Source organism: Cohnella hashimotonis (assembly GCF_030014955.1).
GTDB classification, from domain to species: domain Bacteria; phylum Bacillota; class Bacilli; order Paenibacillales; family Paenibacillaceae; genus Cohnella; species Cohnella hashimotonis.
This window is the reverse complement of record NZ_JAGRPV010000001.1, coordinates 1,212,867-1,232,930: the sequence shown is the minus strand read 5'-3', so window position 1 is coordinate 1,232,930 and position 20,064 is coordinate 1,212,867. Positions and strand designations below refer to the sequence as shown.

At 59.4% G+C, this 20,064-nt stretch carries 18 protein-coding genes; 5 read left to right on the top strand and 13 right to left on the bottom strand.

Annotated elements, in window-relative coordinates:
* Positions 1-49 precede the first annotated feature (49 nt).
* Both KB449_RS04825 and KB449_RS04820 read right to left on the bottom strand, forming a co-directional pair.
* Complete coding sequence (locus tag KB449_RS04825; protein WP_282912740.1) at positions 50-832, bottom strand: SDR family oxidoreductase; 783 nt, start codon at positions 830-832, stop codon at positions 50-52.
* Between the two features lie 28 nt (positions 833-860).
* Positions 861-1,583, bottom strand: a complete 723-nt coding sequence (locus tag KB449_RS04820; RefSeq protein WP_282907283.1) for a Cthe_2314 family HEPN domain-containing protein — start codon at positions 1,581-1,583, stop codon at positions 861-863.
* A gap of 185 nt (positions 1,584-1,768) precedes the next feature.
* Here KB449_RS04820 and KB449_RS04815 point away from each other — a divergent pair, with 185 nt between their 5' ends.
* The 3 genes from KB449_RS04815 (at position 1,769) to cls (ending at position 5,202) form a co-directional block, all read left to right on the top strand.
* The gene (locus KB449_RS04815) at positions 1,769-2,011 is read left to right on the top strand and encodes a hypothetical protein (protein ID WP_282907282.1); all 243 of its coding nucleotides are present in this window, start codon (positions 1,769-1,771) and stop codon (positions 2,009-2,011) included.
* Between the two features lie 136 nt (positions 2,012-2,147).
* Positions 2,148-3,704 (top strand): ABC-F family ATP-binding cassette domain-containing protein, encoded by a 1,557-nt coding sequence (locus KB449_RS04810; RefSeq protein WP_282907281.1) that lies wholly within the window; start codon positions 2,148-2,150, stop codon positions 3,702-3,704.
* Positions 3,705-3,750: 46 nt separating this feature from the next.
* The gene (gene cls, locus KB449_RS04805; RefSeq protein WP_282907280.1) at positions 3,751-5,202 is read left to right on the top strand and encodes a cardiolipin synthase; all 1,452 of its coding nucleotides are present in this window, start codon (positions 3,751-3,753) and stop codon (positions 5,200-5,202) included.
* Between the two features lie 95 nt (positions 5,203-5,297).
* Here cls and KB449_RS04800 read toward each other — a convergent pair whose 3' ends face one another.
* From KB449_RS04800 to KB449_RS04780, 5 genes are all read right to left on the bottom strand, one after another.
* Positions 5,298-6,110, bottom strand: a complete 813-nt coding sequence (locus tag KB449_RS04800) for an acyltransferase domain-containing protein (protein WP_282907279.1) — start codon at positions 6,108-6,110, stop codon at positions 5,298-5,300.
* A gap of 60 nt (positions 6,111-6,170) precedes the next feature.
* Positions 6,171-7,946: a UbiD family decarboxylase gene (locus KB449_RS04795; protein ID WP_282907278.1), complete on the bottom strand. Its 1,776-nt coding sequence runs from the start codon at positions 7,944-7,946 to the stop codon at positions 6,171-6,173.
* A gap of 18 nt (positions 7,947-7,964) precedes the next feature.
* Complete coding sequence (locus KB449_RS04790) at positions 7,965-8,996, bottom strand: COX15/CtaA family protein (protein ID WP_282907277.1); 1,032 nt, start codon at positions 8,994-8,996, stop codon at positions 7,965-7,967.
* A gap of 361 nt (positions 8,997-9,357) precedes the next feature.
* Complete coding sequence (locus tag KB449_RS04785) at positions 9,358-9,708, bottom strand: thioredoxin family protein (RefSeq protein WP_282907276.1); 351 nt, start codon at positions 9,706-9,708, stop codon at positions 9,358-9,360.
* A gap of 128 nt (positions 9,709-9,836) precedes the next feature.
* Complete coding sequence (locus KB449_RS04780) at positions 9,837-11,384, bottom strand: stalk domain-containing protein (RefSeq protein ID WP_282912739.1); 1,548 nt, start codon at positions 11,382-11,384, stop codon at positions 9,837-9,839.
* A gap of 135 nt (positions 11,385-11,519) precedes the next feature.
* On the opposite strand from KB449_RS04780, the gene KB449_RS04775 reads away from it, so the two are divergent.
* A complete protein-coding gene (locus tag KB449_RS04775; protein ID WP_282907275.1) occupies positions 11,520-12,866 on the top strand; it encodes a DUF2515 family protein in 1,347 nt (448 codons plus the stop codon).
* A 29-nt stretch (positions 12,867-12,895) separates the two neighbouring features.
* Here KB449_RS04775 and KB449_RS04770 read toward each other — a convergent pair whose 3' ends face one another.
* Both KB449_RS04770 and KB449_RS04765 read right to left on the bottom strand, forming a co-directional pair.
* Positions 12,896-13,303, bottom strand: coding sequence for a VOC family protein (locus KB449_RS04770; protein WP_282907274.1), 408 nt, complete (start codon positions 13,301-13,303; stop codon positions 12,896-12,898).
* Positions 13,300-14,139, bottom strand: a complete 840-nt coding sequence (locus KB449_RS04765) for a GNAT family N-acetyltransferase (protein WP_282907273.1) — start codon at positions 14,137-14,139, stop codon at positions 13,300-13,302. The genes KB449_RS04770 and KB449_RS04765 overlap by 4 nt, the downstream gene beginning before the upstream one ends.
* A 155-nt stretch (positions 14,140-14,294) precedes the next feature.
* On the opposite strand from KB449_RS04765, the gene KB449_RS04760 reads away from it, so the two are divergent.
* Positions 14,295-14,660: a hypothetical protein gene (locus KB449_RS04760; RefSeq protein ID WP_282907272.1), complete on the top strand. Its 366-nt coding sequence runs from the start codon at positions 14,295-14,297 to the stop codon at positions 14,658-14,660.
* A 126-nt stretch (positions 14,661-14,786) separates the two neighbouring features.
* Here the strand turns inward: KB449_RS04760 and KB449_RS04755 are convergent, their stop codons facing one another.
* The 4 genes from KB449_RS04755 to KB449_RS04740 all read right to left on the bottom strand — a co-directional run bounded on the left by KB449_RS04755 (position 14,787) and on the right by KB449_RS04740 (position 19,912).
* The gene (locus KB449_RS04755; RefSeq protein ID WP_282907271.1) at positions 14,787-16,457 is read right to left on the bottom strand and encodes a putative polysaccharide biosynthesis protein; all 1,671 of its coding nucleotides are present in this window, start codon (positions 16,455-16,457) and stop codon (positions 14,787-14,789) included.
* Between the two features lie 21 nt (positions 16,458-16,478).
* A complete protein-coding gene (locus KB449_RS04750; protein WP_282907270.1) occupies positions 16,479-16,958 on the bottom strand; it encodes a DUF456 domain-containing protein in 480 nt (159 codons plus the stop codon).
* A gap of 7 nt (positions 16,959-16,965) precedes the next feature.
* Complete coding sequence (locus KB449_RS04745) at positions 16,966-17,709, bottom strand: Cof-type HAD-IIB family hydrolase (RefSeq protein ID WP_282907269.1); 744 nt, start codon at positions 17,707-17,709, stop codon at positions 16,966-16,968.
* Positions 17,710-17,863: 154 nt separating this feature from the next.
* Complete coding sequence (locus KB449_RS04740; protein ID WP_282907268.1) at positions 17,864-19,912, bottom strand: peptidoglycan D,D-transpeptidase FtsI family protein; 2,049 nt, start codon at positions 19,910-19,912, stop codon at positions 17,864-17,866.
* Positions 19,913-20,064 lie beyond the last annotated feature (152 nt).

The following is a 20,064-nucleotide window of genomic DNA, read 5'->3' as shown; positions in this document are numbered from 1 at the left end:
GAAGCCCTGCTCGTCCGGCCTAGCGCCGGCGGTGCGGGGCTTCTTTTTTTCATTCGTCCTTGGCGCGCCGCACGTTGCTCTTGATCGGGTCCAGGCCGCCGGAAACGTCGATCGTGTTGCCCGTGACGAAGTCGGATTCAGGCAGGCACAGGAAACCGATGACGCGCGCCACGTCCTCGCCGGTGCCGGGACGGCCGCGAGGAGACTCCTCGTCGAGCACGCCTGCGGCGTCCGCGATGCCCTTCTCCTTGAAGCTGCCGCGGATGTCCCCCGGGCAGATCATATTAACCGTGATGCCGCTCGATGCCTCCTCGACGGCAAGCGTCTTGGTGAAGGAGACGAGCCCGACCTTGGCTGCCGCGTAGACCGCCCGGTGCGGCCAGGATCTCGCCTCGGCCGCATGCCCGAAGCCGAAGTGGATGATGCGTCCCCAGCCCCGCTCGCGCATGCCCGGCAGCACTTGCAGATCCATATGCATCGTCCCCACCAGGTTGCCGTTCATCAGGAAGTCGATCTCTTCGGCCGTATAGTCGGCGAACAGCTTGCGCTTGCGGATGAACGGCCCAGCGCTGTTGACGAGAATGTCGACGCCGCCGAGGCGCTCCTCGACCGTCCGCACCAGGCGCTCCGCATCCTCAGTCTTGGCGATGTCGGCCTGGACGGCGACGGCGCGTCTGCCCATCGCCTCGATCTCTTCGCAGACGCGCAGCGCCTCTTCGCGGCTGTTCACGTAGTTAACGGCCACGTCGCAGCCGAGACTTGCCAGCTCGAGCGCGGTCCGCCTGCCGAGCCCCTTGGCGCTGCCCGTGACGAGCGCCGTTCTGCCTGCCAGCTTCAACGTCTCCACTTGCGATCGCTCCTTAGGCGTGATGCGCCTGTTTCTTGGCCTTTTTGCACATATGGTTGAAAACGAGCGCGAGCGTCAGATACACAAGCTCCCAGCCCTCGTTCAGATCGTTCATGTTCTCGTCGATATTCTCGAGATGCGGCTGTTCGCGCTTCACGTGCAGCACCTGCAGCAGATCGTCCTGGAGCTCGGCGTTCATCTGATGAATCTCCATATTGCGCCTTCTGCGCAGCCGGCCCATCGTCTCGCGCCGCGGCTCGTACACGGCTTCAAGCTTCTCCGCCAGATCCGGGTGCAGACCGTTGTGACGCATGTTGCGCAGCACTGAAAAGAAGGAGAAGTGGTTCTCCACGCGATTCTCCGTATCGAGTTCCAAATACTCATTCATCAGCGTACCGAGCTTGTCCAGCACCGAGAAAAGGCGAATGAACGCATTTTTGTCAAAATAGATGTGATTATAATAATTGAGCCGGTCCTCCGGCGTCATCTCCTCGAAGGAGGTCACGTTCAGCATCTTGGCGAACCGAAGCGCCGCGTATCGGCTCGACTCCAGCTCGTCCAGCGAGCGAAGCAGGCCCTCGGTCCAGATCTGATACTTGCGGATCCGTGCCGCCTCGACCGAATCCCCTTCTCCTTGCTCTTGCATCAGCAGCGCAAAGCGCTCCATCGCGTCAATCGTATTCCGAAGCGGACCTCCCCAATCGTAAGGGGGTTCGCCGAATAAAGCTCGCAGCATAAAGGCCTCCATCGGCGCGGCATATATCGAGTCAGCAAAAAAGGAATCGCGCCAATCGCCTATTTTCTCATTGTACCGCATCCGGGAATCCCCGCTCAACTCCGATCGTGTCCGACCAATCATAGCGGACAATCCCGCGCGAATAAGCTGGATCGTTGCAAGCGCGATGGAGAGGAGTGACCGGCTTGCTCGATTCCGCCCCCGTCCGGCATACGGCAAAGCCTTATGTGATGATCGTCATTCCCGTATCACGGATTCGCGCGTTCGTAATCTACGACATTTTGATGAGCGCCTTGATCTATGCCGTCGCCAAGCATAAAGGCAGCGGCGAATGGATAGCAATCGGTCTTAGCACCGCGGTGCCCCTTGTTTTCCGGCGCGTGTCCAACATGCTGGAGGACAACGCGCGAAGCCAGCGTCGCAAATGAAGCTAAACGCTTGGATGCCTCCTTCCAAGCTGTCTTTTTTTCTATCAATAATTCTTCCCTATGTCCCCTGTGCCGTCTATAATGGTACTTGGTGCTCAAAAGCGCCATACAACCATGATACAAAAGGGGAATTCCCATGAGCATATTGAACGTGCAAAACTTGAGCCACGGCTTCGGCGACCGCGCCATCTTTAACGACGTGTCCTTCCGTCTCTTGAAGGGCGAGCATGTCGGCCTCGTCGGCGCCAACGGCGAAGGCAAGTCGACCTTTATGAACATCGTGATGGGCAAGCTCGAGCCCGACGCCGGCAAGGTCGAATGGGCGCGCAAGGTGCGGGTCGGCTACCTCGACCAGCACTCGGTGCTGCAAAAGGGCATGACAATCCGCGATGCGCTGAAGACAGCTTTCCAGTATCTGAACGATCTCGAAGCCGAGATGAACGGCATGTACGAGCGGATGGGCGACGTGGAGCCCGAGGAGCTCGAGCGTCTGCTCGAGGAGGTCGGCGAGATTCAGGACATTTTGAACACGAACGACTTCTACCTGATCGACGCCAAGGTGGAGGAGATCGCGCGTGGCCTGGGCTTGACCGATATCGGCCTCGAACGCGACGTCAACGATCTGAGCGGCGGCCAGCGGACGAAGGTGCTGCTCGCGAAGCTGCTGCTGGAAAAGCCGGACATCCTCCTGCTGGACGAGCCCACCAACTACCTGGACGAACAGCACATCGAGTGGCTGAAGCGCTATTTGCAGGAATACGAGAACGCCTTTATTCTCATCTCGCACGATATTCCGTTCCTTAACAGCGTCATCAACCTCATTTACCATATGGAAAACCAGCAGCTCTCGCGTTACGTCGGCGATTACGACAACTTTCTGGCCCTGCACGAAGCGAAAAAGTCGCAGCTCGAGTCGGCTTACAAGCGGCAGCAGCAGGAGATCGCGGACCTCAAGGACTTCGTCGCCCGGAACAAGGCGCGCGTGTCCACGCGGAACATGGCGATGTCGCGGCAGAAGAAGCTTGACGCCATGGACGTCATCGAGCTCGCCAAGGAAAAGCCGAAGCCCGAGTTCAACTTCAAGGAAGCGCGGACCTCGAGCCGTCTCATCTTCGAAGCCAAGGGCCTCGTCATCGGCTATGACGAGCCGCTCAGCCGCCCGGTCGACCTGCTCATGGAGCGCGGCCAGAAGATCGCCCTCGTCGGCGCCAACGGCATCGGCAAGACGACGCTGCTGCGCAGCCTGCTAGGCGAGATTCCCGCGCTTGCGGGCGCCGTCGAACGCGGCGACAACCAGTTCACCGGCTATTTCGAGCAGGAGGTCAAGGGCGGCGCGGACGACACTTGTATCGAGTCGGTATGGCGCGAGTTTCCTTCGATGACGCAGTTCGAGGTACGGGCGGCGCTTGCCAAGTGCGGCCTGACGACCAAGCACATCGAGAGCCGCATCTCCGTGCTGAGCGGCGGCGAGAAGGCCAAGGTGAGGCTGTGCAAGCTTATTAACCGCGAGTCCAACCTGCTCGTGCTCGACGAACCGACGAACCACCTGGACGTCGACGCTAAGGAAGAGCTGAAGCGTGCGCTTAAGGCGTACAAGGGCAGCATCCTGCTCATCAGCCACGAACCCGAATTTTACCGCGAGGTCGCGACGGATATCTGGAACGGCGAAGCTTGGACGACGAAGGTCATTTGAGCCGGGCGTTTGCCGAAAAGAAACGAAACGGTGAGGAGGAAAACCTGTGATCTCCACTTCGACTATTCTCGGGTTATTTCTCGTACTGAACATGATCTTCGCCGTCTTCGTCGTCTTTCAGGGCCGGCGCGATATCGGCTCGACCTGGGCATGGCTGCTCGTCTTGTACTTTATCCCGATTCTGGGCTTCATCATGTACCTGTTCCTGGCGCAGGACTATCGAAGAGTGAAGCTGTTCAAGTGGGGCGACCTGGACAAGATCGGCATCCGCAATCTGTCTCAGGCGCAGCTCGACTCGCTCGGCTCGCCCGATTCGATGCGTTCTCTCGGCAAGATTGCCTCGCGGCACGCGGACCTGATTCACCTCCATCTCAAGGGGAGCCGGGCTTTGTGGAGCCGGGACAACGAGGTGGAGACCTTTACGGACGGGCGAGCCAAGTTCGACCAGCTGCTCGCGGACATCGCCGCCGCTACCGAGACGATTCATTTTCAAACGTATATCTTCCGCTGCGACAACCTCGGCCGCGAGGTACTGAACGCGCTGACCGTCAAGGCCAGGCAAGGCGTCAAAGTCCGCCTGCTCTACGACGAGCTCGGCTCGAGAAGATTGAGCAAGCGCATGCTGCGGCCGCTGATCGAGGCGGGCGGCGAAGCGGCTGCGTTCTTCCCTTCCCGCTTCCGCGTGTTTAACCTGCGGATGAATTACCGCAACCACCGCAAGCTCGTCATCGTGGACGGGCGAATCGGCTATGTGGGCGGCTTCAACGTCGGCGACGAGTACCTGGGACTCGACCCGAAGTTCGGATACTGGCGCGACACCCATCTTCGCATCCGCGGCTCGGCGGTCCACAGCCTTCAGACGCGTTTCATCCTCGATTGGAACCAGGCGACGCGCAAGCACGACATTACCTATGGGAACGAGCTGTTCCCGGAGGACGGACCGGCCGGTGAAGTCGGCATGCAGATCGTAGCGAGCGGTCCCAACTCCAGGCTGGAGCACATCAAGCAGGGCTACATCAAGATGATCGCCTCCGCGAAGCACTCGATCTACTTGCAGAGCCCCTACTTCATCCCCGATACAAGCATGCTCGACGCGCTGCGGATCGCCGTCCTGTCCGGCGTTCACGTCCACGTCATGATCCCGGACAAGCCGGACCATATGTTCATTTATTGGGCGACGCTCTACAATATCGGAGAGCTGCTCGAGACCGGCGCTAACGTTTATTTGTACAAAAACGGCTTTATCCATGCGAAAACGCTCGTCGTGGACCAGGAGATCGCCTCCGTCGGAACCGCCAACACGGACGTACGCAGCTTCAAGCTGAATTTCGAGGTCAATGCATTTATTTACGACGCGAACTTCTCGTCGCAGCTTGTCGAGGCGTTCAAACAGGACATCGCGGTCTCGGAGCTGCTCACGATCGAGAAATACCGCAGCCGGCCGCTGCGGATCAAGTTCAAGGAATCGATCTCGAGGCTGCTGTCGCCGATTCTGTAGGCGAAAGGCGGGAGTAAAAAAGTCAGGGATGCAGCTCCCTGACTTTTTTGTGTTTGTATGGTTTGTGACAAAGTATGGAGCGCCCCTTGCCACCGTCATTGGCTTACGATAATACCTAATCCCGCGCCCAGCTTGCCTCCTGCTTCCAAGAACGCTTTGGCGCGCCGCTGCAGGCCGGTGTTCGCGTCATACGCGGCGGGATCGTCCTTCTTTGCGCCGAAGATCCGTTCCTCAGCTTGCCTGGAGGCCTCGTCCAGCTCGTAGATCTGGAACAACCGCTGGAACTGCATGATGTTCGAGCTCGGGTCGAGCACCTGGTCGAGGCCGGGGTACAGCAGCCAGGAATGGCAGAAGAATACCGGCGGTACGCCTCGGAAAAAGGCGCGCGCACGCGCGAAGGATGCCAAAGCCTCCTGCGGATCCAATGGCCCGCCCGCAGGGATATGGACATTCAGTACGAGGTCTCCTTGCGCAAACTTCCGCTCTCCGAAGATTAGATCGCGATCGAGTGCGATCGGCTGGAACTGCAGCCGGCCGAGGCGGAACAAGGCAAGTCGTACATGCTCCTTCAACCAGCCCGATTCCTCGATGCCGTACTCTCCGAAGGTCGTTTTGCAAACCTCGCTCCAAATGCGGATATCCGAAAATGTATCGATGTACACCTCATCCGAAATCTCCCGTAACCTGTACTCGTCATAAGCGTCAACGGCCATTCTCACGAAAAAGTACATTAGAAACGGTCTGTAATCCGCTCTCTGTCTGACCGAGGCAAGCATCGCTTCGCGATCGCGAAGAAAAGAAGCTTTATGCGCGGAATAGCCGCCGCCTTCGATTCGATCATACTCCAGTACGAGCGCCGCTGCTTTAGGATGAAGGCCGATCGCCGCGCCAAGACTCGCGATGTCCATCAGTCTATTCCTCCTAGGCTTATTAAAACGGGACGCAAGCTGCGTCCCGTCGATGCTCCATTATGTTTTGCGGATTCCGTATTCCCGCCATCTGTCGTCCACGAGCTTCACGATGTCTTCGCGCGGGAACAGCTCGTCCGGATAGCCCGGCTTCATGCGGGCGTCGATCACGATCGGCAGTCCGTAACCGATATGGTGACGGCTCGCGATCGTCTTGGCGTACATGTCATGCGCGGGATTGAAGCGCGTGAACACGGTCCAGAGGAATTGTCGCTCGGAGGCGGCGATGCCTGCATCGTCCGCCAGTACGACGAGCGGCCATTGCCAGCCTTCGCGGGCGGACAGCGTCTCGGCAAGACGCTCCGCCAGTTCGGGCTCGCGCTCGAATACGTCGCCGCGAACGACGAGGCAGCCAGGGCCGAATACGCGGATATCCGCGATGCCCGGAAGGTCTCCGCCCGTATATTCGCGCGGCAGCTCGCGGATCGGATCGCCGACGCCCATCATGACGGCCTTGGAGCCGTGGTTGAGCCTGCGGCCGGTATAGTCCAGCGTGTCGTGCGACGTATGGTCGAACACGAACAGGTCCTTAAGCGGGTCGAACCGCTCGAGCACCGTCGTCAGCAGCGCCGAGAAGTGTTCCAGTTCGACCGGGCGGTCCGTCAGCATGAGGAACTTGGTCAGCGACAGCTGACCCTGCCCGAGAATGCTGAACGCCGTGCCTAGCGCCTCGCGTGAGTAGCTCTCGCGAACGACGGCGGACGCGAGCGCGTGGAAGCCCGTTTCGGCATATGTCCATAGACTGCGGATGCCCGGCATGACCATCGGAAACGCCGGCGACAGCAGCCGCTGCAAAAACTCGCCCAGATAGTAGTCCTCCTGGCGCGGCTTGCCGACGATGGTCGCCGGGTAGATCGCGTCCTTGCGGTGCCAGACGTGGTCGACGTTAAACACCGGGAAGTCATGCGTCAGCGAGTAATAGCCGAAATGATCGCCGAACGGCCCCTCAGGGCGGCGCAGATGCGGCGGCACGCTCCCCTTGATCGCGAACTCGGCCTCCGCCGGGATGCGATGCCCGCCGAGCGGGTCTTCCGCCATCGGCAGCTTGCCGCCCAGGATAAGCGAGGTCAACAGCAGCTCCGGCAGCCCCTCGGGCGCAGGCGCGATCGCCGAAGCGATGAGCGCCGGCGGTCCGCCGAGAAAGACGGATACCGGCAGCGCGCGGTTCATCTGCTCGGCTTCATGGTAGTGAAAGCCGCCGCCCTTGTGAATCTGCCAGTGCATGCCGGTCGTCGAATCGTCGTACACCTGCATTCGGTACATGCCGAGATTGTGCTTTTTACCGTGCGCCGGAGATTCGGTATAAACGAGCGGCAGCGTGATAAACGGGCCGCCGTCCTCCTGCCAGCAGGTCAGCGCCGGCAATCCGGCCAGCGGCCGCTCGCGCTTCGCGACGCCGAGCACGGGCGCCGCGTCCTGCGATACCTTTTTCATGCCGACCTTCATCAGATCCAGCAGCATATCCTTCTCCCGCCAGAGCGCAGGGAGCGTCGGCGGCATCAGCGTGTCCATCGCGCCGATCAACCGATTGACTAGCTGCTCGGGGCGTGGTCCGAACGCTTTATCGACGCGCCGGCTTGTCCCGAACAAGTTGGTGACGACCGGGAAGGCGGCGCCTTTGACATTTGTGAACAGCAAAGCCGGGCCCTCTGCATCGATGACCCGGCGATGTATCTCGGCAATCTCCAGTACAGGGTCGACCGGCGTCTCGATGACCGCCAGGTCGCCCTCCTGCCTCAGCATTTCCAAAAACGGACGAAGCGAAGAAAAACTCATATGATTCCTCCAATGACGTCAGCGACGGGATAGCTGCCAGGCGCGGATCGCCCAGAGGCACAACGCGCTGAACAAGACAGTTATGATAATCGTGTGCAGCAGACTGGTAAAGACATATACGTCGTGGTGCTCGAGCGTGGCGGTGAGCAGCCAGCCGCTCAGGCTCTGCAGGATAACGAGCGCTAGCGATGCGTATCCGATCTGCGTCAGCTCTCGGTGTCCGCCGGTACGCCGCCGGACGAGCAGCACAATCGCGCCGATGAAGAGGAACAGCAAGATTGCGCCGAGCCTGTGGGCGAACACGATCCCGGTCGCGCCGCTCAGCTCCGGCACGACTTCGCCGTTGCAGAGGGGCCAGCCGATGCAGCCGCCCGCCGAATCCGTATGGCGCACATAGGCGCCTAAGTAGACAACCGCATAACAATAAATAATGACGGACAAGATCCAGCCGAACAGCCCTGCAGGAACGGAGGCGGCAGACGCGCGCAAACTCGTGGCGTTAGGCCGAATCTGCGATGCGCGGCCGCTCTGACGCCCACCGTCGAGCGAGGCTGGGGAAGGAACGCTCCCCTTCATAATCGGCCAGGCCCCGGCATCGCCCGTACGAAGCGCGCGGTCCCAACGTCTGGCCCAGGCATACAGCAGCCACGTACTTGTGAACGCGACCATCGAGATGCCGAAATGAATGGCAAGCACGGCGTCCGAAGTTGGCATGATGACGGCCAGCATGCCGAGCACCGCCTGAAGTATCGTAAATAGCAGCGCTGCGCCTGCGTATAGGCGAGCCTCTCCGCTCACCGGCTTCAGCCGCATCGTGAGCAGGAAAACGGCGAAAACCAGGAAGCCTTCTAGACCGCTAACCGCGCGGTGGGTGTATTCGACGATCGATTCGACCGTGTAGGCGGGAATAAACTTCCCGTTGCAAAGCGGCCAGTCCGTTCCGCAGCCGCGGCCCGATTCGGTATTGGTGACGACGACGCCGGCGATGAGCACGAGCAGCATGCCGATGCAGCTCCACAAGGCCAGCAGCCTGTAAGCTCTAGCAGTCATATTCCATCCCTAATTTCTATAATGAAGTAGTCGGCTTCAGCCCGTTTTCATTATACCCGAGCGATTGCGGTCAATGCTATGTTCAAACTGTGAACGCCCCCAAACTTTGTGAAGAGTGTCACAAAGGCGTCGAATTTGCCTCGAACGGCAGTAAAAAAGACGGGACGAAGCAGCTGACTTCCTGCCTCGCCCCATCCTTGATTGAAGTTGAAGTTGTTCCGGAAAATGACGGCCTCCAACTCGCAGATCGCAGTTAACCGGTTCTACCGGTTATCTCGCTCGTTCGCCTGCCTCCGGGTCGCAGTTAACCGGTTTTTCCGGTTATCTCGCTCGAGATCACCGACCTAAGGCTGCACAGCGTTCACGCCTGCGGCGAGATCTCGGCGGATACCGCTACCGCGCGGTCGAGAAACTGCTCGATCTCTTCGCGCGACTTGCGAAGCTTGCTGACGAACCGGATCAACTCGCGTCCCTCGCGGAAAGCGATGAAGCTCGGGATGCCGAGAATGTTGAGCTCGCTGCAAAGGTCGGGCAGATCGTCGCGGTCGATCTCGATCAGCCGGAGCCGATCGGCATAGGCCTCCTCGACCGCGGGCATGAACGGATCGATGAAATGGCAATCCGGACACCAGGTCGTCTTGAATACCGCTACCGTCAAACCTTCCGCGCCTACGCGCTCCCTGAAGTCGGACTCGTTCGTAATCTTTTCCATGCCGCATAACCTCCTTGGACGAGCGCCGGATTCGGCGAACGTGTCGTTAACGGTCATTATACGCCCGTTCCCGTCGCCGTACAACCGTCGCTCGCAAAGGTAAACCCGTCTGCAAGCACGCCTCTAAGTTACAGGTCCCGCTTCACTTCGAGCAGCTGCTCGCCGTCATAACCGTCGGTCAGCTCATAAGTCGCATGCAGCAGGCCGAGCAGGTCGTCGGCGCTCATGTACGAGACGCCTCCTAGCCTTGCGACCGGCGACTGAAGCTGCACGGTCTCGCCGTTGACGAGCGCCTTATCCGAGCCGAGCGTAAGCACGAATTCCTGGATCGTCGGTTCGTCGTAGAAACGGATTTGCTTGCGCGCCGCATCGAACGTAATCGGGTTGCCCAGCTCGCGCATCGTCTCCTTGATCGGCAAGTACACGTTGCCGTCGTCGTCGCTCGCGAACGGCACGCCCCACTCCGAGCTAAGCGTGAAATACTGGTCGTCGATCTGCAGGTCGTTTTTGAGCAAGCCGTATACGGCCGAATCCACGCTCAGCTGGTTAAGCAGCTTGCGCGGCTTCATGGCAGCCAGCTCCTCGACGTCCATGGCGTTCGCAGGCACTTCTACTTCTCCAAGCCCTTGGTCCTCGTTGATGTTCCAAGCCTCCTGGGAAGTGCGGATGACCACGCTTTTAAGCGGGATGTCTTCCTCCTCGAACAAGCTCGTGTCAAGCGAGATCTCGATGTCGGACTTGCGGATGTGCAGGGATTTGTCGGCGTAAAAATCGCCCTTGAACGTGAGCGCTTCGTTAAACGCCTCTTTCCAATCTTCCTCGGCGCTCGCTTCTTCGTAGTCGTCGCGCAGCTCCTTTACGCCGTCCATCACGCTCTGCGCGGCATCCGTCAATTCCTCAGGCGTCCAATCCGTATCTTCGGATTCGATGCCGAGCGCGTCCTTCAGATCCTGCGGCAGATCCGACGCCCAGGCGGCGAGCTTCTCGATCAGGCTCTTCACGCCTTGGCCGTCGGCAAGCACCGAATCCAGGAATACCGGAATCAGCTCGCCCAGCTCCTTGCCGTTCAACTCGGCATGCACCTTCATCAGATCGGTCGGCGTGCCGTTGATCGGCAGTTGAACCGCTGCGGCTTCAATTTTCGGCGGATTCGGCAGATGCCCGACCACGAAGGACGCAACCTGCTTAAGCGCGTCCCGTACAGCCTGCTCGGCCACCTGGGTTGTCATATCGCTAATCCCCGGGAGCAGATCCTCCCCTGGAATCGCGCCCGCCTGCAGCTCTTCCGCATCCAGTACGAGCGGACGCTTCGCGCCTTCGACCGTTAATACGGCAGTCGTCTGATCGACCTGCAGCGCAAACGGAACCTTCCGCTCGTTCAGGGACAAGCTGCCGCTCGCATTCATATTTCCTTTTTCATCGGAACGCACTTGATCGAGCTGCAGTTTGATCTTGCTGAAAAGCTTGACTAATTTCTGCGTCTCCTCGTCCTCGGCCGCGATCGCATCCTCGTCCCAATTCAGTTCAATCTCGACGGACCCGCTGCCTGCCGACGAACGAACATCCAGCTGTTTGGTCAGCATCTCGTTCAGATTCACGCCGCCTACGGCTTGACAGCCGACGAGCCCGACAATCAGGAGGGCGATCAATGCCATCCACAATCCACGCTTCTTCATTTTAACCACGAAACCCATCCCCTCCGAAATATAACCATCCAATGATATCCATTTATTTGATACCCGGTTATGGATAGTTCGACGCGACATTTGGAAATCCTTCCAATATAGAACGATTCATCGCGTGAGGGGGAGATGACGATCGAAGACACGACGGGCGCATTCCGGAAAAAAAGCGAACAGCCTACGGCGCCGGCTTGGACCGACGTAACCGGCGGGCTGGTCAAAGGTATGGCCATCAAAGGAGCTGCCCTGCTGGAATCCGTCAGGCTCGCACGTCCGCGCATGTCGCTGAGGCTGCCCAAAGGCATCGCCGCCTGGGCCGAGTCGGAGCTCGGCGAAGGACTCCATCGCGGATGGCGCGGCGCCTCCTCCCACCTCGACGCCTCCAACGCCTCGCTCGTTGCCTGCATCCGGGAAGAGACGGAAGCGCACAATCGCAACAACGTAACGCGCACGGCTGCCTATATGGCAATGTACAAGGCGTACCCGGAGCTGCATTGGGCGCTGCTCGCACATGTGGTGTCGCGCAACGGCGGATGGAACATGACCGACCTTCAGGGGGCCTGGCTGCCGAAGCTGCTCACGCACCGGGACAGAGCGACTTTATTCGGCATGCTCGAATCATGCAACGCGCTCATCTTTCGCGACGCCTATCCGCAGCTGCGGTTGTACGGGGAGAGCCGCCGGACGGGACGCAGCCGGTTTTCGCTGCTGCCGGCCTTCGGCGTATCGGCTTTCATGCGGCCGTTCTGGGAGCGCTTCTGGATCGAACGGGATGCCGCCGCGCTGACGGTCGCCCTCATCGTGAACGAGCAGCAGGTGATCGAGCGCCGCGTCGTTCAGGATCCGGCTTACAAGGATACAGTGCTCGGATCGACGGCTTTCAAAGGAATGCGTCCATTGCAGTTGCAGCAAGTGATTGTGCCGCTAGGCGACGTGCGCGTCGCTGAAACAGGGCTTCGGAATTCGATTGCCCGGCACGCAGGCGAAGTAGGAAGCGAGGAGGAACGCGCCGACACCGTGCTGGCGGGGCGCGTGCTCGAGTCGTTCACCAACGTGGACGAGCGCATCGCATTCGGCAAGAGCTTGTATGCCATGCTGTTCGCCTATCCCAAGGTGCTGGGCGGCGCGCTGGCTTATGCGGAGACGGTCAGCCATACAGGCTCGCGAGCCGACTATTGGCCGGAACGGTTCACGGCGCAGAATGATCCGGTCGGGCTTGCGGGAGAATCGGGCGGTGAAACCGGTCGGGCCTGGTACAGCCCAAAGCTCGAAGACGCCTGGCCAGACCGGCCGCTAGGCAGCGTGTGCGATGGGGATTGGCTGGTCGACCTGCATGTGCTCAAGCACTTCAGGTCGCTGCGGGCGCCGATCGTCTTCGTCATGACGCATGAGCATGCGTTCGGCCAACGCAAGCTCCAGGCCGCATCGTTGGCGCTAGAGAGTCTTAAGCAGCGGGCGTCGCGGTCCCCGACTTGATAGGGGCGGCGATTGGGACATCAGTCCGCTCATTCCCTGCAGATCATTAGCTTGTTGCCGTCCGGATCTTTGAATACAAACCAATGGCCGTCCTCGATACCCGTGACTCTTTCCGCGCCGAGCGCATCGACGAAAGCGAGCGAAGCCTCGAGATCCGGCGTCGGCAGCATCAGTACGGGCGTATCGATCGGCGCCGCGCCGCCGGGCTCGCTGCCGCCCCACTTCGGCATCGTATCGAGGACGACGTCGGCACCGTCCAGCGGCAGCACGCAGAGATGGCCGAACAGAATGTCGCGTTCCCTCTCCTCGAAGCCGAGCAGCCGGCAATACCATGCACGCGAACGCTCGATATTTCTGACCGGGATGAATACGCTTGCCACCTTTTGCCGGACCGGGCTTGATGAAGCGGTTCCTCCATGCTCTGCGGATGTTGTCAAAGCCTATCTCCTCCGTCTTCAAATTGGAATTTGATATCCGAAATCGATCCTACTGCTATGAAGCCGACATTGCGATAGGCCCGGTTGGAAATCGGATTCGCGGCATCCGTATACAGCATCGGCGTGAGCCCCTCCCGCAGCAGCATGGCGCTCAATTCGGCGACCAACGCGCCTGCGAACCCGCGGTTGCGGCTGTCCGGCGGCGTATAAACCGCATTGATGCGTCCATGTCGAGGCGAGCGGTGAGCGATGTTTGCCATGGATACGACCGTTCCCCCACTTTCCCAGACGAACAGATTGCCCGAGGCGATGGCGGCGGACGCAGCCTGCAATTGGCTGTCCGCGTCGACGGATGCCCCGTGGGCCTCCTGCGCAAAACCCGCGAAAAAGGCCGCAATCTTGCGAAGGTCCCTTTCTTCTGCCGGCCGCGCGTTGCCGCCGCTTACGCTTTTCGACGGGACGACCGAAGGACAGTGATAGGATGCCAGCGCCATATGAAGGCGGAATCGCATCTCCCTGTCGCCTGCATAGGCCTGCGCGAACGCCACGGCCGTCTCCGGCTCTGCCGAGATGCCAGGTAACGGAGGGTCGTCCTTTAATCGCTCGACTAAGGCACGGATGGATCTGTCCCGATTTGCGGCGGACAATGCCGGGGAAATCCAGAGCCAGCCGTTAAGACCGGGAGTCTGCACGAACAGGATACCGTCGTCGGCCGACTTCCAGCACCGCGCATCGTCCGAATCAAGCACGCGATAAACAAGATTGTAAGGCACCTCGTCGCATTGGAAATTGCCCCGCAAAATGACGTCATCGGCCTTTAGCGACGTTATTTGCATACAATCCCTCCTTATCCTGCAATCTTAAATTATCAATTGGAACAGTTGGAAAATCAAGCATAATTTGCGCCGCTAAACGGGGGACCAGGATGGGTTGACGTTTGCCGCAGGGAGGACGCATAATCGGATTAGTAGACAGGGAAGGCGGTCGTCTGATGGAGAATAACGAAATGGCATCTACGTTGATGAGCGTACTGACAGCTGTAGAAAAGTTGGTCGAAGGTCAACAACGATTGACTGAAGGTCAGCAACGATTAGCCGAAAGTCAAGCCGCAGGATTCAAAGAAGTAAATGAGCGTCTGGATCGCGTGGAGCGTACATTAAACGCAACGTTCGAACAGGTCGGCAAGACTGCGGAAGATGTAACGTTGTTAAAATCGGATGTTTCCGGACTCAAATCAGACGTATCCGGTCTTAAGTCGGAACTGAAGACATTGAGCGAACGTTTGGACGCGCAGCGTAATCTGATCGCCAAGGCCGATGAATCCATCGAGCTGCTGAAAATAAAGGTTCAAAATTAAGGCCCGCTCCCGATTCATAATGGAGCAGCCTTTTTTTGTTGCGCGGATTGTATCCTGGTTTGCGGAATGTTTTGCCGGTGACAAAAAATGGCCCCGTTCGGACGAACGGGGCCTGTACGTATGCATCTACCTTGCGTCACTCACCCTTTGTCCGCCACGCGCAAAGCGCAGGAACGGTCGCAGTACGCGTCGGATGCGCGCCGGATACGACTCCAGATCGTCCGCGCGAAGTACGCCGAGCGCCGTGAGCAGTACCGGGTACACGGCACAGATGAGCAGGCCGAGCGCGCCGGTCGCGAGCAGATACGGCCATTTCCAGCCAAGCGGCGCCGCAAGGTGAAGCACGGCGTACACAAGCGCGCCGCCCGCCGCGGAGAGGATCAGCACGGTTGCCACAAACCCTGTCCAGCGGTCGCCGAGCGCGCGCACGCCGGCGCGTTTGCGGATGGACATCATGTTGGTCATGGTGGCGAACATGAAGCACAGCGTCGTTGCGGATACCAGACCATAGACGCCGAAGATTGGCGTCAAGATCAGCGTCAGGATCAACTTGACGAAGATGCCCACAAGTGTGTGCTTCATCGCGAGGCGTTGCTGGCCGAGCCCGTACAAAATTGAGTTCGAGGTCATCATCGTGATCTGAAAAATCGTACCGCCGGCCAGCATGCCGACAATGACGCTGGCATCCGGATTTGGGAACAACAGGCCGTTGATCGCATGAGCGCCGACCGTCATTAACAGTACGATCGGCATGCCCGAGAAAATGCCGATCCGCAGGGCCAGCGTCGCCTGCCGTGTGACCCGTTCCCGGTCGCCGGACGCAAAAGCGGCGGAAAGCACAGGAAGAATAGACTGGCTAAGCGCAATGGCGAGTACTGGAGGAATGCCTGCGATCGACTGTGCATTGGTGGTGAGGTCCGCGAGCCACTTCAAGGTCGTTTCCTCGCCGAATCGCCACTCGCTGAGCCTTGTAAGGAGCGACTGGTCAATCATATAAATCGATTGTACAGTCATAGCCGTGACAAGAATTGGGATGGAAATGCGGAATATCGCCCGGTAAATGTCCCTGTTCGTGCGAAGAATCGGCAAACCGCCCGTCCGTCGCCCGGCGTCCGTCGTCCGGCCGCTCCTCTTCAGTTCGCCGGTTTGCTCGTCGCTCTTTCGTAGCTTAACGGCGTAATACAGCATGACTGCAAACGCGCCGACACTGCCGACGACACTCCCCAGCGCGCCGCCCGCCGCCATCTTTTCGTTACCGTAGCCCCAACCGTGCATGGCGAACACGACGCCGATTGCCGTAACGACCCGAGCGATCTGCTCAATTACCTGGGATACGCCGCCAGCCATCATAAGCTGACGCCCTTGGAAATAACCTCGCATCATCGCGATGATGGGAAAAAGCAGCAGCGATGGCGCGATCGCCTGAATCGCCAGCGTAGCATGTTGCGTACCGGCGAGCCATGTGTATACGGGTGCCAGTAGCAGCAGAAGGACTGTGAGCGTGACGCCTGCTATCGCTCCGAACCGGAGTGCCGCCCGATATATGCGCTTGACTTCGTCCCCGCGTCCAAGCTCCACGCGTTCGGACACCATCTTGCTCACGGCGCTCGGGATACCTGCGGTCGCAAAGACGAGCAGCAGCAAGTACACATTGTTCGACATGCTGAACGCGCTGATGCCGACCTCATCCATTACGTGCGCAAGCGGCACGCGCTGAAAGATCCCGATGACGCGCGCGATGAGCGCCGCCGCCGTCAGGATCAGCGTGCCTTTGATAAGCGAATCCTTTTTAACCATCTACGGGTATCAGTCCTATCGCTAGATTAGCCAGATGAAGAAGATGACGATCATCGCCACCTGGAAGACAACCTTCGCCACCGTGCTGGTGAACAGCCCGACGAGCGAGCCCCAGCCGACGAGCATCGCCTTTTTCAAATTCGAACCGCTCACGAGCTCGCCCAGAAAGGCGCCCGCAAACGGGCCGATGATCAGGCCGAAGGCCGGGATGACGAACGGTCCGATGATAACCCCGATGGTGCTGCCCCAGACGCTTGCCTTCGATCCGCCGAAGCGCTTCACGCCCCAGGCGTTCACCACGTAGTCCGCAATGAACAGGATGATGACGATAATCGTCTGAAAGCTCCAGAACCACCAGCCGAACGGCTCGAACGAGAAAAACCAGCCGTAGACGAAGAAGGCAAAGTAGATTGCCAGCGCCCCCGGCAGAATCGGATAGACAGCGCCTGCCAAGCCGATCGCGAACAACGCGATGACGAGCACCCAGCCCAAAATATCCATTCGGACATCACGCCTTTAAAATATAGTTTTGAATCACCTGCGCCACGCCGTGCTCGTTGTTCGTGCCCGTCACGACGTCCGCTTCAGCCTTGACGGCATCCTGCGCGTTGCCCATCGCGACGCCGAGGCCCGCTGCGCGGATGGCCGCCAGATCGTTCAGGCTGTCGCCGACGGCTACCGCTTCGGAGATGTCGCAGCCGATCATTCGGCACACCTCTTGAATCGCGGCCGCCTTGTTCACGCCTGCCGGGTTCACTTCGATGTTGAAGGGCGACGAGTTGCTCAGCTCCAGGTCCTCCCACGTTAGCAGCTCTTCCCACAGCTTGGCGATGACCGATGCATCTTCGTCGTAATAGCCGAACTTAAGCCATGTCCGCGAGTACGTGTCGTCCACCCATTGTTCCTTGTTGTAAATACCGTCCGTTGCGTAGGCCCAGAACCAGGCGACCGGGTGCCGCTCCGCCAGCATATGCAGCTTCATAATCTTGTCCGTGTCCATCGGGATGCGCCGATGGATGCTGTTGGGCTTGGTCCAGATCTCGCCGCCGTTGACCGTAATCATGGGCGTCTGCAAGCCGAGCTGCTCGACGATCGGCAGCGCGGACGGGAAGCCTCGTCCCGTCGATGCGATGACGGTCACGCCGGCTTCGCTCGCTTTTTGAATCCACTTTTTGTTCTCGTCGCTGACTTCCTGCCGGTCGTTCAGCAGCGTCCCGTCCAGATCGAGCGCCAGCAGCTTGTACTTGACCACCTAGCCTACCACTCCTTCTGATGCCGGCCGCAGCCTGCTTGCAATCTTAGTCATTCTAACATAATCCGGGGGTAAAAAACGACAAGGCCCCCGGCTCGCCGCGTTCAAGCGGCGGTACGGGGGCGGAGCGGGCGGCAGTGTGTAAGCCGGCCTATTATGGCTGCTGCGTCATGTCGATCGCCGCATTCGCTGCGAGCGGCGGCCTCGGACCCGCGTCCGTAAGGCCGACTTCGGCATCGTACGCATCGAAGATCTTGCGCGCGATCGGCGCCGCGCCCCAGCCGCCGTAACCGCCGTCCGGCACGATGACCGCGACGGCAAGCTTCGGATGGTCCTGCGGAGCGAAGGAGATGAAGACGGCGTTCTCGACGAACTTGCGCTTGCCTACGCCCTGCTGCTGCGACGTACCGGTCTTGCGGTAAAAATCGTAGCGCACGTTATCGAAGCCTTCCACCTTGACCTGCGCCATGCCGTTCTCGATCGTCCTCCAGTATGAATCCGGCAGCTTGATCTCGTTCAAAACCTGGGGTTTCATCGTCGTCACGACATTGCCCTCCGCATCGGTCGTATGGTCGACGAGGAGTGGCTTCATGCGCTTGCCGTGGCTGGCGAGCGTCGCGGCATATTGGGCGAGCTGCAGCGCCGTATACTTGCCCTGCTGGCCGAAGGAGGCATAGATCATCGCGGACTGATAGCTGTCCCGCGTCGCACTGTTGAAGTAATCCACGATGCCCGGCGATTCCTTCGGCAGTCCGCTGCCGGTTTTGACGCCAAGACCGAACTGCTTCATATGCTGGTCCCAAATATCGACGCTTTTCTTGCCTTCGCGCTTGTAGAGCGCGTCGCCTACCATTTTGGCCATAAAAGCGTTAGACGACTTGGCGATCGCCTTCGTCGGCGTAAGCGAGCCGTTGTAGGCGCGACCGGCGTTCTGCACCTCGGCCTGTCCGTCCCGGCCGAATTGGAAGTAGCCGGGGTCGTTCCAAGTGGAAGAAGGCGTAATAAGCTTTTCCATCAAACCGGTCAGAATCGTCAGCGGCTTCTGCGTCGAGCCCAGCGGCACGAGCGACGTCGGATGCTGCGATCGCTCCTTCGGGTCGGCATAGGGTGGGAAAACCTCGCGGATCGCGCCGTTGCCCATCGCTGGCGTAATTGCGTCAAGCTCCTCCTGACTGATGCCGCCCTGCCACACATTCGTGTCGTAGTCCGGCATGCTCGCCATCGCCACGACTTTGCCCGTCGCCACCTCGATCGCGACCGCATAGCCCGTTGTCGGCTGGGCGTCCTTCAGCGTCTTGGCCGTAGAAGCGCGGGTCGTCGCGATCTGGTCGAGGATCGCTTGCTGCGCGGTGAGCTGGACTTTGCGGTTGATCGTCAGATACAGGTTCTGTCCCTTGACCGGCTTGGTCAGCTTCATATCGCCGACGATCCGGCTCATGCTGTCGATCTGGTAGGACTTATACCCGTTCAGGCCCCGCAGTTCCTTCTGATACATAAGCTCGATGCCGTCATAGCCGACGTCCTCCGTGTCCAGATATTTGAGTGCCGGATCCGACTGGTCTTCATTGATTTTTTTGTAAAAATCGAGATTCTGCTTGGCGCCCTTCATCTTCGCCATATACCCGACGAGTTGCGCGGCGACCCGTTCCTGACTGTACTGGCGGATGCTCTCCTCTACGATCTCCACGTCCGGATATTCGTCGCGGTGCTCGCTGAGGTAGGCGATCTCTTCCTTCGTCAGCCCCGATTTGATTCGCCGCTGCTGGAAGGGCAGATGCGTTCGTCCCTTGATATCCATAGCCTTGACGACGTCCTCGGCCGTAATCGGCTCGGCGTTCTTGTCGCCTTTTTCGTCGAACAGCTTGACGAGCTTCGCTGCCAGCGCCTCCGCCGTCTCCTGCTTCATGCCCGTCTTGAGCGTAAAGTAAAGGGATTGCGTGGAGATCGAATAGGCGATCGGCTGGCCTTTGGAATCGTAAATATTGCCGCGGATCGGCGGAATGGAGACGCCCTTGGTGATCAAGCTCGTCTGGCGTTCCTTAAGGCTCGGGCCTTCAACGAACTGGAGATACGCCAACCGCACGATCAGCATGGAAAATAGAAGAAAGGTGAGCATGAAAAAAACGTTCAGCCGGATGCTGAAGTGGCGGCGGTTGCGTACTTCCTTTTTTTTCTGCTCTTCTGTCTTGACTTCGGCGTTCATCGCGAAGCTTCCCTCCCGGCTCGGACTCTCTATCATTCTAGCATAAATGAGGCTGCGGAGCAGGCGCCCGTATCTTTGGCATCTTGAGGCCTTGTCCGAAAAAAACACCGGCCGCCGCTCTTGGGGAGCGTGGCCGGTGCATATCGGTGGAT